The organism is Natrinema sp. LJW11 (assembly GCF_056135975.1).
The window spans coordinates 36707-49992 of sequence record NZ_JBWBDM010000001.1 but is presented as its reverse complement, the minus strand read 5'-3'; the positions used below and the strand labels follow the sequence as shown (position 1 = coordinate 49992).

At 65.4% G+C, this 13286-nt stretch carries 14 protein-coding genes; 7 read left to right on the top strand and 7 right to left on the bottom strand.

Annotation, left to right across the window (positions count from 1 at the left end; translation table 11 throughout):
• Window positions 1–8 precede the first annotated feature (8 nt).
• The 5 genes from AC0QDI_RS00270 to AC0QDI_RS00250 all read right to left on the bottom strand — a co-directional run bounded on the left by AC0QDI_RS00270 (window position 9) and on the right by AC0QDI_RS00250 (window position 4023).
• Window positions 9–752, bottom strand: coding sequence for a beta-ketoacyl-ACP reductase (locus AC0QDI_RS00270; RefSeq protein ID WP_474664098.1), 744 nt, complete (start codon window positions 750–752; stop codon window positions 9–11).
• 266 nt (window positions 753–1018) lie between these two features.
• On the bottom strand, window positions 1019–2623 hold the full coding sequence (gene phaC, locus AC0QDI_RS00265; protein ID WP_474664097.1) for a class III poly(R)-hydroxyalkanoic acid synthase subunit PhaC: 1605 nt from the start codon (window positions 2621–2623) through the stop codon (window positions 1019–1021).
• Window positions 2620–3168, bottom strand: a complete 549-nt coding sequence (locus tag AC0QDI_RS00260) for a poly(R)-hydroxyalkanoic acid synthase subunit (protein ID WP_474664095.1) — start codon at window positions 3166–3168, stop codon at window positions 2620–2622. Before AC0QDI_RS00260 ends, phaC begins: the two co-directional genes overlap by 4 nt.
• Before the next feature lie 43 nt (window positions 3169–3211).
• Window positions 3212–3697: a hypothetical protein gene (locus AC0QDI_RS00255; protein WP_474664093.1), complete on the bottom strand. Its 486-nt coding sequence runs from the start codon at window positions 3695–3697 to the stop codon at window positions 3212–3214.
• Window positions 3694–4023, bottom strand: a complete 330-nt coding sequence (locus tag AC0QDI_RS00250) for an AbrB/MazE/SpoVT family DNA-binding domain-containing protein (RefSeq protein ID WP_474664091.1) — start codon at window positions 4021–4023, stop codon at window positions 3694–3696. Before AC0QDI_RS00250 ends, AC0QDI_RS00255 begins: the two co-directional genes overlap by 4 nt.
• A 265-nt stretch (window positions 4024–4288) precedes the next feature.
• On the opposite strand from AC0QDI_RS00250, the gene AC0QDI_RS00245 reads away from it, so the two are divergent.
• The 7 genes from AC0QDI_RS00245 to cdd all read left to right on the top strand — a co-directional run bounded on the left by AC0QDI_RS00245 (window position 4289) and on the right by cdd (window position 12191).
• Window positions 4289–4927, top strand: a complete 639-nt coding sequence (locus AC0QDI_RS00245; RefSeq protein ID WP_474664089.1) for a MaoC family dehydratase — start codon at window positions 4289–4291, stop codon at window positions 4925–4927.
• A gap of 265 nt (window positions 4928–5192) precedes the next feature.
• Complete coding sequence (locus AC0QDI_RS00240; RefSeq protein WP_474664087.1) at window positions 5193–6602, top strand: phosphohexomutase domain-containing protein; 1410 nt, start codon at window positions 5193–5195, stop codon at window positions 6600–6602.
• Between the two features lie 129 nt (window positions 6603–6731).
• Window positions 6732–7784, top strand: a complete 1053-nt coding sequence (locus AC0QDI_RS00235) for a BMP family lipoprotein (protein ID WP_474664085.1) — start codon at window positions 6732–6734, stop codon at window positions 7782–7784.
• 4 nt (window positions 7785–7788) lie between these two features.
• The gene (locus tag AC0QDI_RS00230) at window positions 7789–9432 is read left to right on the top strand and encodes an ABC transporter ATP-binding protein (protein WP_474664083.1); all 1644 of its coding nucleotides are present in this window, start codon (window positions 7789–7791) and stop codon (window positions 9430–9432) included.
• Entirely contained in the window at window positions 9429–10664 is a 1236-nt protein-coding gene (locus tag AC0QDI_RS00225) for an ABC transporter permease (protein WP_474664081.1), read from the top strand. Before AC0QDI_RS00230 ends, AC0QDI_RS00225 begins: the two co-directional genes overlap by 4 nt.
• Window positions 10657–11721, top strand: a complete 1065-nt coding sequence (locus tag AC0QDI_RS00220) for an ABC transporter permease (protein WP_474664079.1) — start codon at window positions 10657–10659, stop codon at window positions 11719–11721. Before AC0QDI_RS00225 ends, AC0QDI_RS00220 begins: the two co-directional genes overlap by 8 nt.
• Window positions 11722–11792: 71 nt before the next feature.
• Window positions 11793–12191: a cytidine deaminase gene (gene cdd / locus AC0QDI_RS00215; protein WP_474664077.1), complete on the top strand. Its 399-nt coding sequence runs from the start codon at window positions 11793–11795 to the stop codon at window positions 12189–12191.
• Between the two features lie 17 nt (window positions 12192–12208).
• Here cdd and AC0QDI_RS00210 read toward each other — a convergent pair whose 3' ends face one another.
• Both AC0QDI_RS00210 and AC0QDI_RS00205 read right to left on the bottom strand, forming a co-directional pair.
• On the bottom strand, window positions 12209–12802 hold the full coding sequence (locus AC0QDI_RS00210; RefSeq protein ID WP_474664075.1) for a flavin reductase family protein: 594 nt from the start codon (window positions 12800–12802) through the stop codon (window positions 12209–12211).
• Between the two features lie 27 nt (window positions 12803–12829).
• A complete protein-coding gene (locus tag AC0QDI_RS00205; RefSeq protein WP_474664073.1) occupies window positions 12830–13261 on the bottom strand; it encodes a DUF488 family protein, N3 subclade in 432 nt (143 codons plus the stop codon).
• Window positions 13262–13286: the final 25 nt, after the last annotated feature.

Genomic DNA, 13286 nt, shown 5'->3' with positions numbered 1-13286 from the left:
GCCCGCTTCTACAGGTCCATCCCGCCGTTGACGTCGATCACTTCCCCCGTCACGTACGAGGAGTCCCGGCTGGCGAGAAACCGAACGACGGCCGCGATGTCCTCGACCTCGGCTAACCGCTCGAGCGGGATGCCCGAAATGATCCGTTCGAGCACCGCATCGGGAACGCTCTCGAGCATGTCGGTGGCGGTGAAACCGGGCGCGACGCAGTTGGCCGTCGAGCCGCCCTTGGCGAGTTCGAGCGCGATCGTTCGCGTGAAGCCGAACATGCCGCTTTTGGCGGTGGCGTAGTTGGCCTGCCCGAAGTTACCCTGTTTGCCGACGACGCTCGAGATGTTGATCAGCCGGCCCTCGTCGGCGTTCCAGATATCGTCGTAGAACAGCTGCGTGCAGTTGAACACGCCGCCGAGGTTGACGTCCATGACGCGGTCCCATTCCTCGCGGGACATCTCCGTGAACTGCTTGTCGGCCGTGATCCCGGCGTTGTTCACGAGCACGTCGGCCGGACCGAACGCCTCGTGACAGACCTCGACCATGTGTTCGACCTCGGCGCGGTCGGAGACGTCGGCCCTGGCCGCGACGGCGGCACCGCCCGCCGATTCGATCGCGTCGACGGCCTCGTGTGCCGCCCCTTCCGACGAGCGGTAATTGATGACGACGTTCGCGCCTTCCTGTCCGAGATACTCCGCGATACCCCGACCGATTCCCTTCGCCGAGCCCGTGATCACACAGGTACGACCGTCCATGGACATGAGTCACACATTCAACGTCCGATGGTAAATAACGACCCGTTAGTTATCAGGAGACCGAGCCTGAGACAAACCCGACTCGAAGCCGACGGGCGGCGCTGTACGGGCCCCGTCGAGCACTGCTGAATCGGGCGCCGTTCACCGCCGATCCAGGTGCGCCGTCGAGCGAGGTTCTCACTCGAGCGACTGACCGCGACGGAGTTCGAGCTCCGGGGACCCGACAGGCACGGAGAGTTGAGACGGGAATCCGTGGAGAGGGAACGGAGAAACTACTGCTCTCGAGCCTGGTCGATCCAGTCTTCGATCCGGCTGGGCGAGATGCCCGTTTCGGCGGCGAGTTCGGCGACGTCGGCGGCCGCGAGCTGCTCGAACGTCTCGATCCCGGCAGCGGCGAGGTCGTCCGCGTACGCCCGACCGACGCCCGTCAGATCGGTGAGATCGTCGGTTTCGGACTCGATCTTGGAGGCGGCCTCCTCGCCGGCGACTTCCTCGACGACGTCCTCGTCGACGGTCATCTCGCCCGGCTCCGCGGGCTCCGCCTGAACGTCGTCTTCGGCGCGCTCGACGATCTCGTCGTCCGAGCGGTCGCTCGTCTCGGACTCGAGCGAAGCATCCGCGTCGGCATCGGAACCCGCACCGCTGTCGGCGTCCGCGTCAGACCCCGTCTCGACGCTCGTGCCGCCGTCCGCGAGGTCTTCAGCGCCCGACTCGTCGCCGGCGACGTCCTCGGCCAGGGCGGCGTCGGCGTCCTCCGAGTCCGGCGTCTCGGGTTCGGACTCCACCTCGCTGTCGGTCGACCGCGCTTCGAACCAGTCACAGACCTCCGGCCAGAGCTCCTCGTGACTCCGCGAGGAGACGGACATGCCGATGTGGCCCGTCGCGAACTCGAGGATCTCGGTGTCGGTCGAGGCGATCGCGTCGTTGAACGGTTTCGAGGCCTCCGGCGGAATGAGGTGGTCGTACTCGGCGACGATCTGGAGGACCGGCATGTCGATGTTCGTGATATCGACGCGTTCGCCGCCCAGCTCGAGCTCGTTCTCGTAGAGCTTGTTCTCCTGGTAGATGTCCCGGATGAACTCCTCGTAGGCGACGCCGGCCATGTCGATGCCCTCGTCGAGCCAGCGCTCCATGCGAGCGAAGTTCTCGACGAAGTCCTCGTCGCCCATGTTGTCGTAGAACCGGACGTACTTCGTCACGTTGTTCGCGACGGGGTCCATCAGCGCGAACCCGATATCGAGGAACTCCGCGGGAACGTTGCCGAAGGTGTCGGTGACCCGTTCGGGGTCGTAGTAGTTCTCCCCGCCCCAGAGTTCGAGGACGCCGCCGTCGCCGGCGAAACAGAGGCCCGCGGCCATCAGCGCGAGGTTCTCGACTTTCTCGGGGTAGAGCGAGGCGTACATGGCCGACTTCGTGCCGCCCATACAGTAGCCGAGGATGTTGATCGAATCCCGCCCGGAGCGCTCGCGGACGACGTCGACGCAGTTGTCGATGTAGCGGTTGACGTAATCGTCGAGCGACAGCGACCGATCCAGCTTGGAGGGCTCGCCCCAGTCGATCAGGTAGACGTCGAAGCCGGCCTCGAGCAGCGTCTGGACCACGGAGCGGTCGGGCTGGAGATCGAGGATGTACGGCTTGTTGATCAGCGCGTAGACGATGAGGATGGGGATATCGTGTTGCTCCTCCGTCATCGGCTCGTAGTGGAGGAGCTCGAGTTTGTTCTCCTCGTAGACGACCTCGCTGGGCGTCTGCCCGACGTCGATATTCTCGACGGTTTCGGTGCGCTCGGGCGCGACCCGCGTCTTCTCGGCCAGGTCGGCGGTCGCCTCCCAGGCCTGCCGTTGCACGTTCAGTACGGTTGCGAAGGGGTTGTTCATTGCTCGTTTTCCACGTGTTCGAGCACGCGGTCGAGTTTCTGCTCGACGGCGTGCTGGCGGCGCTCGAGTTCGACGAGGCGGTCACCGATTTCGACGACGTCGCCCTCGGTCGCGAAGCCGAGCGAGGTGAGCGTCTCCTGGGCGGCCTCGTCGGCCTGCTCCTGCAGCTCGAGGACGTCGCCGACGGTCTCGCCGGTCATCTTGGCGAACGCTGTCGTCGACATGACCTCCTTGAACGCCTCGTTCGCCGTGTTGAGCCAGATGTCGCGGAACTCCTCGACGTCGACGTCCTCGCCCTCGAGTTGGTCGTTCGCCCGCTCGACCATCTGCTGGGAGGCGTTCATCCACGTCTCGTAGGCGCGGGCGTAGCCCTCGACGCCGTCGGAGATCTCGGTGTCGTCGCTGACCTCGCCGACGGTCTCCGACCAGCTCTCGACGAACTGCGCCTGCGCTTCCATATTGTCCTCGAGCGCCTCGAGGAATTGCTCGTTCCACTGTTCCGCGAACGCGTTCCAGTCTTGCATCGGGGGTTGTGAGTCTGACATGGGTGAAAATTGACGGTTGTACGATAAAAAACTGCGCCCGGATCTACGCCGAGACGTCGAACTCGTCGGCGGCCTCTTCGACGTTTTCGGCGACCGCACCGACGTTCTCCTCGACCTGCTCGTGGGCTTCGAGGTAGGCGTCGAACGACGTGTCGACGACTTCGGCGTAGCTCGCGGCGAACTCCTCGTAAGCGACCTCGGACTCCTCGAGCGCTTCGAGGTAGGCGTCGATCGACTGCGACTGGGCCTCGGTGGCCGAGTCGAAGCCGTCGTCGACGACCTCGCGGAGCTCGCCGAAGTCGGCGGCCTCCTCGGGCAGCGACGCTTCGAGGGCGTCGAAGTAGGCGTGGATCGCGCCCTTGGTCAGCTCGGCGTTGGACTCGGCGAGCGAACTCGAGGTCTCGACGGCGTCGGCGAAGGCGCTGATCGAGGTCTTCTGGGCCTCGAGGGCGTCGTGGGTGATGGACTGGCTCTGTTCGATTGCGGCGCGCTGTGCGTCGAAGACTGCGGTGAATGGGTTCTGTGTCATGATTGGTCCTCTCGGTCGCGTTTGACGGGAACGACGATCGTCTGGACGATATCGCCCTCTTCGATGTCGAGGGCTTCCCGTTCGGGGCCGGGAATGCTGATCCGACCGCCGCTCTGGACGCGGGCCTTGAACGTCGCCGTGCCCATGTTCATGGGACCGAACGCCGAAGCGTTCTCGAGCGGGTTCGCCGAGGTGGCCTGCAGCAACTGTTTCATCATCTCCTGCTGGGATTCGGCGACCTGCTCGCCGGCGTCTTGCATCTCCTGCATTCCCTCCGTGAACATCGCGGGAGGGAACCAGAGCGATCGGTCGGAGTCGTCCGTCATCGACAGTACGTTGGGTCGCAGACAGTATAAGCCTTTCCACTAGATACCATCTGATGGTAGAGGCTGGTATCAGCTGGGCCTAGTCGCCGGTCAACGACTCGGGTCGCCGGCAGTCGCGATCGGAAGCTGAAGGTAAGAATCCAGTTTATTGGTCGAAACCACACGGTAGAACGTCACTAATAGGATTTTACTCCGTAATTGGAAGGGTAAAACGGAGTTGGGAGAGCCAAAGAAGTCATATACGCGCCACACCTAGCCCGCCGTAATGTCACAGCAGAACGCTGGCGAAGACAACCTCGCTGCCATGACGAACGCCTGGTCGGCGATGACGCGAGGGTTTCTTCGAACCGCGACTGCGGCGAATCGTGCCGCCGTCTCCGCGATGCTTCCCTCCATCGACGGCGAGAACGGCTCGGAAACGAACAGGATCGCCCCGTCGATCCCGTCGGTCGACTACTCCGACCTCGACTGGCAGTTCGATCGCACCGTCGACGATCCCGACCACATCAGCGTCGGCGACACCGTCACGTTCGAGAAGGCGCTGACCGACGCGGACGTCCGCGCGTTCGCCGCGGTCAGCGGCGACACGAACCGCCTCCATCTCGACGACGAGTTCGCCGCGGACACCCGCTTCGGCGAGCGCATCGTCCACGGCACGCTCGTCTCCGGGCTCATCAGCGCCGCCCTCGCTCGACTCCCCGGACTCACCATCTACCTCTCGCAGGACCTCGAGTTCAGCGGCCCCGTCGGCGTCGGCGATCGGGTGTCGGCCCGCGTCGAGATCGTCGAAAACCTGGGGAACGAGCAGTACCGCCTCGAGACGGTCGTCCGCGACGAGGACGACGACGCGACCGTGATCGACGGCGAGGCCGTCGTGCTGATCGACGACCTGCCCGCGGAGTAGCGGTTTCCGCCGGTTCGAAGCCAGCGTTTTCTACAGGCTGAGCGGGGTGAACGATTGGAATCGTTCGGAACTCGAAACCTCCCGTGACTGAGCGATACGAAGCGAGACGTTCTCGGCGGACTCGGAGCGACCGTACCCGAAACGATCGGCGTGATCGTCGGTGCGGTCGAGGCGGGGCCCTCCGAAGACGACGCGAAAGCGGTCGCGCGTCGCGTCGAGACGAAGACCAAAACAACCTAAGTAGCTCCTCGCGGAACGGCCGCACATGACGCTCTTTGGAACTGCGGGAATTCGCGGCCCGGTCGAGGACGTTTCGCCCTCGCTCGCGCTCGCCGTCGGTCAGGCCGCCGGCGAATCCGGCGAAACGTTCGTCGTCGGCCGCGACGGCCGAGAGACGGGCCCGGCGCTCGCGGCGGCGATGGAGGCCGGCCTCGAGAGCGCCGGTGCCGACGTTCGCCGGCTCGGACAGGTACCGACGCCCGCGCTCGCCTTCGCCTCGCGCGGCCGACGCGGCGTGATGCTCACGGCGAGTCACAACCCGCCCGCGGACAACGGCATCAAACTCTTCGCCGACGGCGTCGAGTACGACGGGAACGCGGAACGGACGATCGACGACCGCGTCGCGAGCGAGGGGAGCCGACTCGCTCGCTGGGACGAGTGGGGTGAGTCCGAACGCCTCGCGGTGCTCGATCGGTATCTCGCCGCCGTCGGGAGATACGTCCGCGAGCGCTTCGGCGATCAGACGCCGAACGCCGAGGACGCGACGCCGGACGAACCGCTTACGGACCGACCGCTCGCGGACCTTCGGATCGCCGTCGACTGCGGCAACGGCGTGGGCGCGCTCGCGACGCCCCAGCTCCTCGAGCGACTCGGCGCGGATATCGTCGCGATCAACGCGTCCGTCGACGGCCACTTCCCCGGCCGCGAGAGCAAACCCACGCCGGAGACGCTCTCGGAGTTCACCGCGTTTCTCGACGACGGGAACTTCGATCTCGGGCTCGCTCACGACGGCGACGCCGACCGCCTCGTCGTCCTCGGCTCCGACGGGTCGGTGATTCACGAGGACACCGTCCTCGCCGTCGTTGCGGCCCGCTACACGGCCGACAGCGCCGCCGATGATCCCGTCGTCGTCACCACGCCCAACGCCTCCGCGCGCATCGACGAGCGGGTCCGGGCTGCCGGCGGTCGGGTCGAACGCGTCCGGCTGGGTTCGCTCCACGAGGGAATCGCGCGCGAGCGGTCCCGAGGATCCGAAGACACCGAGATCGTCTTCGCCGCCGAACCCTGGAAACACATCCACACCGCCTTCGGCGGCTGGATCGACGGCGTGGTCAGCGCCGCGGTCGTCGCCGCGCTCGTGGCCGACGCCGGCGACACGGATCGACTCCGGGATCCCGTCACCGAACGCCCCTACCGAAAGGTCAGCATCGACTGTCCGGACGCGGCCAAGGCCGACGTGATGACGGCCCTCGAGACCGGGCTTCCTGCGGCGTTTCCGGAGGCGACGGTCGACACCGACTACGGCGTCCGCCTCGAGTTCGCGGACGCGTCGTGGCTGCTCGTTCGACCGAGCGGAACGGAGCCGTACGTCCGCCTCTACGCGGAGAGCGACTCCGTCGACGACCTCGTCGCCGACGCGCGTTCGGTCATCGAAACGGCGGTCGCCGAACGCTAAGCGAGCGGGGAACTCTCCGATCGGTTTCGGGTCCCGGATATCGGAGTGAGTGGAGCGGGGCGCCATTCTATCGAAATCGGTTATCAATTTTCGACGGGTATATACTGGAGGGCTACGCTAATCAGTCTCATGACGCGTAACAGACGACGATTTCTCACGGGTGCAACTGCAGCGGGGCTCACCGGCATCGCCGGCTGCATCGGCGGGTTCGGCGGCGACGGCGACGCGGAGTATCAGGTCGGGATGGTGTACGCGACTGGCGGGCTCGGTGACGACTCGTTCAACGACATGGCCAAGCAGGGAGTCGTGGACGCGCGCGACGAATTCGATCTCTCGTTCGACGAGACCGAACCGGAGGCCGCAAGCGAGTTCGACGGGGCACAGCGGGACTTCGCGGAGTCCGGCGACTACAATCTGATCAGCTGTGTCGGGTTCGCACAAGCCGATGCCCTCTCGGGGAACGCTCCCGAGTATCCCGATCAGAACTTCATGATCATTGACTCGGTCGTCGAGGAAGACAACGTCCGGAGCTACGTGTTCGGGGAACCCGAAGGCTCGTTCCAGGTCGGCCACCTCGCAGGCCTGTTGACGGACCAGGAGTTCGCGGCCGGTGCCGGCGAGACGAATCCCGACGAGAGCGTGGTCGGCTTCGTCGGTGGCGTCGAATCGCCGCTGATCGAATCGTTCCAAGCTGGTTTCGAGGCCGGCGTCGAGTACGCCAACGAGGATGCAGAGGTCGTCTCGTCGTACGTCGGCGGCTTCAACGACACTGCAGGCGGTCAGTCGGCCGCTCGTTCGATGTACCAGGACCAGGGAGCCGATATCGTCTTCCACGCGGCCGGTCGAACCGGGATCGGCGTCTTCCAGGCGGCACAGGACGAAGGCCGGTTCGCGATCGGCGTCGACGACGACCAGTCGGTCTCGAACCCGGACTTCGCCGACGTTATCCTCTCGAGCATGGTCAAGCGCGTCGACACCGCGGTCTACTCCGCGATCGAGTCCGTCGTCAACGACAACTTTGCCGGCGGTGAGACCGAGACTCTCGGCCTCGAGCAGGAGGGCGTCGCCAACGTATACGGCGACGAGCTCGGCGACGAGATTCCGCAGGACGTGAAGGATCAGGTGGCGGAGTCCCGGCAGGCGATCATCGACGGCGAGATCGACGTCCCAAGCGAACTGTAATCGCATGAGCGATTCCGGAGCGGGAACGATTGACGAGACGGGACCGAGTACGAGGGTGGTTTCGGGAACAGCCGAACAGAAAAGTACGGGTAGCGACCTCGCCGTCCACCTCGACGGCATCACCAAGCGATTCCCCGGAGTCGTCGCGAACGACGACGTCGACCTTCGCGTCGAACGGGGGACCGTCCACGCCCTACTCGGTGAGAACGGGGCCGGAAAGACGACGCTGATGAACGTCCTCTACGGGCTCTACGAGCCCGAGGAGGGCCGCGTCGTCGTCGACGGCGAGGACCGATCGTTCGGCTCGCCTCGAGACGCGATCGACGCCGGCATCGGGATGATCCACCAGCACTTCATGCTGGTCGATCCGATGACGGTCGCCGAGAACATCGCGCTGGGAAACGAACCCACGAAGTGGTTCGGAATGGCGGTCGACCACGACCGCATCGACCGCGAGATTCGCGATCTCTGCGACCGGTACGGCTTCGACGTCGATCCGGACGCGACGATCGAAAACGTGAGCGTTGGCGTCCAGCAGCGCGTCGAGATCCTCAAGGCGCTGTTCCGCGGTGCCGAGGTCCTCATCCTCGACGAACCAACCGCCGTCCTTACGCCTCAGGAGGTCGAGGGACTCTACGAGGTCCTCGAGGAACTCACCGATCAGGGGAAGACGATTATTTTCATCACGCACAAACTCGAGGAAGCGACGCACGCCGCCGACGCGATCACCGTCCTCCGGGACGGGAAGTCCGTCGGGACTGTCGATCCGGACGGCACGAGCCGAGAAGAGTTGGCCGAGCGTATGGTCGGTCGGGAGGTCCTCCTCGAGGCCGAATCCGAGCCAGTCGAGACCGGTGACATCGTCCTCTCGGCGGACGATGTCATCGTCAGGGACGCCCGCGATATCGAGGTCGTTTCGGGGATCGACCTCAGCGTGCACGCTGGCGAAATTCTCGGTATCGCGGGCGTCGACGGCAACGGACAGGCCGAACTGGTCGAGGCGATCACCGGTCTGACGGCGCCCGACGAGGGCACGATCGCCTACGACGGAACGGACATCACGGAGTGGTCTCGCCGCCAGCGGATCGAAAACGGGATGGCCTACATTCCGGAGGACCGCCACGAGCGCGGACTCGTCATGCCGTTCGACCTCGTCGAGAACGGCGTCCTCGGCAGCCAGCGCTCGCCCAGATTCGCCACCGGTGGCCGGATCGATTGGCCCGGAGTCCGCGATCACGCCGAGGGGATTATCGAGACCTACGACGTCCGACCGCCGGACGCCGACGCCGACGCGCAATCCCTCTCGGGCGGGAATCAGCAGAAGTTCATCGTCGGCCGTGAGTTCGAACGCGACCCGTCGCTCGTCGTCGCAACCCACCCCACTCGCGGGGTCGACATCGGGTCGACCGAGTTCATCCACGAGCGCCTGCTCGACCTTCGGCGGGAGGGCGTCGCGATACTGCTCGTCTCCTCGAACCTCGAGGAAGTACAGGCCCTCTCCGACCGGCTGGCAGTGATCTACGAGGGTGAATTCATCGACGTCACGACCCCCGACGACGTGACCGAAGAAGAACTCGGCTTGCTCATGGCCGGCCAACGGCCGGACCAGCGCGACGAGGCCGGATCCTTCGGAGGTGACGGCCGATGAGGGATCGACTCGAGGAGCTCCTTGATCGCCTCATCGAAGCGTCAGCCCTCGAACGGGTCCTCATCAGCGCCGCAGCGCTGTTCGCAGCCGTCCTCGTCGGCGGGGTGCTCGTGTTCGTGTCCGGCGGCTTTGCCACCTGCCGGACCGGCCTCGATCTGGGCGGCTGGACGTTCTGTTACAACCCGATGCAGGTCTACTACGAGCTGTTCCTCGGCGCGCTCGGCCACCCGCTCGAGAGCGGCTGGGAGCTCACCAATTTCGGCTTCGCGACGACGCTCCAGCGAACGACGCTGCTGATCTTCGCGGGGCTGTCCGTCGCGGTGGCGTTCCGCGCCGGCCTGCTCAACATCGGAACGCAGGGACAGCTGGTCGTCGGCGGGCTGGCGACGGCCATCACCGTCGTCTACGCGGCGGCGATCGTCCCAGGCGGGTTCGTCGGAACGGTCGTCCTCATCCCGCTGGGCGTATTCGCAGGTGCAGTGGTCGGCGGGTTCTACGGTGCGATTCCGGGCGTACTGAAGGCGTACGGCGACGCCAACGAGGTCATCACGACGATCATGCTCAATTTCGTTGCGACCGGCGTCACGGCGACGGTGCTGTCCTGGCAGTTCCAGGACCCAAACAGTAACAACCCCCAGACGAGACCCGTGCCCGAGTACGCGGAGATTCCGAACCTCCCCCTGATCGGGTTCAGCGGTCGGATGGACTTCTCGCTGCTCGCGCTGGTCTTCGCCGTCGCGCTCATGATCGGGATCGCCTGGCTGTTCGCTCGAACCTCGTTCGGGTACGAACTGCGGACGAGCGGCCTCCAGCCCGAAGCCGCCGCCTACGGCGGGGTCGACGACCGACGCATGACCGTCGCGAGCATGACCCTCTCGGGCGCACTCGGCGGCATCGGCGGCGCGTTCTGGGTGCTCATGGTTCACGGACGCTGGCTGGAGAACGTACCCTCGCTCGGCTTCGACGGGATCGCCGTCTCGGTGCTGGCCGGCAACAGTCCGGTCGGCGTCGGTGCGGCGGCGTTCCTGTTCGGCGTGCTCCAGAGCGGATCGCGCTCGATCGGGACGGGAACCGACGTGCCGCCGGAGCTTGTCGGCATTCTGACGGGACTGATTATCCTCTTCGTCGCGATGCCGGAATTCTTCCGGATGGTCGGACGCCGGTTCCGTCCCACGGGGACCTCCCAGCCGGCTCGCGCGGACGGCGGTGAGGGAGGTGAAGTCGATGAGTGACCTGGTCTCGAAGCGAACCGCTGGGGCAGCCGCGGCTCTCACTGTCGTCTGGATCGTCGTCGGACTGCTCGCCCCCGACTCGTGGCCCGGCGTCTTGCTCTCGATCGTTGCGAGTCCGAACACGCACACGGCGACGCTCCGGCTCGCCGTCCCCATCGCGCTCGCCGCGATCGGCGGCATCTTCGCCGAAAAGAGCGGTGTCATCAACATCGGGATCGAAGGACTGCTCATCGTCTCGGGGTTCAGTTCGATCGTCGCCACCTACTGGCTCGGTTCCGGGAGCACGACGCTGGGGCTATCGAACCACTGGTGGGGACTAGTCGTCGGCGTCGTCGTCAGCGTCCTGTTCGCGCTGATCTTCGCGATCGTTTGCATCGAGTTCAAGGCCGATCAGATTATCGCCGGACTCGCGGTCTGGCTCATCGCCCTTGGACTCGCACCGTTCGTCTCCCGAATCGTCTTCGGAAGTCCGAACGCCACCACCATGGGGACGTTCAAACCCGTCACGATCCCGCTGCTGTCGGAGATTCCGATATTTGGCTACCTGCTGTTCGATACGCCACCGCAGGTGTATCTCATGCTTTTCGGGGCGGTGGCAGGCTGGTACCTGCTCTCCCGGACGAGCTTCGGCCGCTGGGTCGTCGCCAGCGGTGAGAACCCGAAGGCCCTCGACACGGCCGGCGTCGACGTCCGAAAGATCCGCTACGCCGCGGTCCTCCTCTCGGGCGTCTTCGCCGGCCTCGGCGGCGCGGGCTTCGCGCTCGGCCAGCTCGGAACCTTCGCCGGCGGCGGGCAAACCGACATCGCCGGCCGCGGGTTCATCGCGATCGCAACCTACCTGCTCGCGAACTACCACCCGCTCGGTGCCCTACTCGGGTCGTTCCTCTTCGCGGGACTTACCTCGATGCAAAACAGCCTCCAGGCGGCCGGCTACGCCATCCCGACCGAGCTCATCCGGACGATCCCGTACGTGACGGTGATCGTCGTCCTCGTGTTCGTCGGCCGTACCCGACTGCCCGAGGCCGCCGGTGAAGATTACGAATCCGGCGAGGACTAAGCCGCTTCGTGATCTGTGGCGATTCCGCTCCGGTCGATGCCTTCTTGGACGCGCTCGAGCTATCATCCGTCATGACGGCCAGCGATCTCATCGACGCCGCTCGCGACGTCCAGGACCGAGCGCACGTTCCCTACTCCGAGTACCGGGTCGGTGCCGCCCTCGAGACCGCGGATGGCGAGGTCTTCGTCGGCTGCAACCTCGAGAACGCGAACTTCAGCAACAGCCTCCACGCGGAGGTGGTCGCGATCGCGGAGGCGGTCAAGAACGGCCACCGGGAGTTCGCTCGGCTGGCCGTGAGTTCGGGCCGCCGCGACGGCGTCACCCCCTGCGGGATGTGCCGGCAGACGCTGACGGAGTTCTGCGACGACGACCTCGTCGTCTACTGCGACGAGGGTGAGGAAGCGAAGCCCACCGAGTACACGCTCGGCGAACTGCTCCCGAACACGATCAGCCAGGAAACGCTCGAGTAACTCGCAACGCGCAGTTTTCAGAACTGTCGTTCGAACGGCAGCGGATCGGAAACGGTGTAGTAGGGTCCGCCGAGTCGACCGACGGTATCGAGGTCGCGAGAATCGAGTTTTCCGTCGGTCAGGAACTCGTCGTCGACGTGGACGTACTGAACGTCGCCGAGGACCATCAGCTTGTCGTGGACCTCGATCGAATCGTGGAGCGTACACTCCATCGAAACGGTCGCGTCCGCCACTCGCGGCGGCGAAACCGTTCGCGACTCGCCGCGTTCGATGTCGACGAGATCGAACTCGCTTTCGTCCGCCGGGAGCGCCGCGGCGGTGTGATCCATCCGCTCGATATCGGCTTCCGTGACGATATTGACGACGAACTCGCCGCTCTCGAGCGCGTTGCGGGCCGTGTCCTTCAGCTCGCTTCGCTCTCCGTTCGGCGTGTTGAACAGCACGGTCGGTTCTTTCAGTGAGACGTAGTTGTACGAACTGAACGGCGCGAGGTTGTCGACGCCCGCGTCGCTTACCGTACTGATCCAGGCGATCGGTCGCGGGGTGACGACGGTTTTGACGAGCCGTGCGATCTCGCCGTCCGTTCGGTCGTCCGTCGCGAATTCGAGCATCACGTCGTCCGTAAGCAACCCTCCCACTCAAGCCTGCGCCTCGAGGAACTCCTTGAGAATCGTCCGGTGACAGCGCTTCTTCTCGGTGTTCTCGTAGCAGACCAGCGCCAGCGACTCGCCGGCTGACAGTCGCTCGTCCAGCGAAGCGACCGCCGCCTGCGCCTCGGCAGCGTTCTCGAGATGCTCGCGATACGCCTCGCCGAACCCGACCTGGTCCCACGCGGCGTTGTGGGCTCCCTCCTCACAGAGCCCCTGCATCTTCATGTCCTCCTCGGCGTCGCGCATGGACTCGAGCAAGTCCGTGGGCGGCCCGAGTTCCGGGATGTTCTCGTCGACCGCCGCGTGGAACCACGACGTCGGTTGTCGAACGACACCCACACGTGTCGCATCCGCCGGGAGGTCGACCAGTTCGTGCTGGATCGCAGCGACGTAGGTGTCCGTGAGCGTTCCTCGAGCCATATCCGGACCGATACGCGCGCCCCGC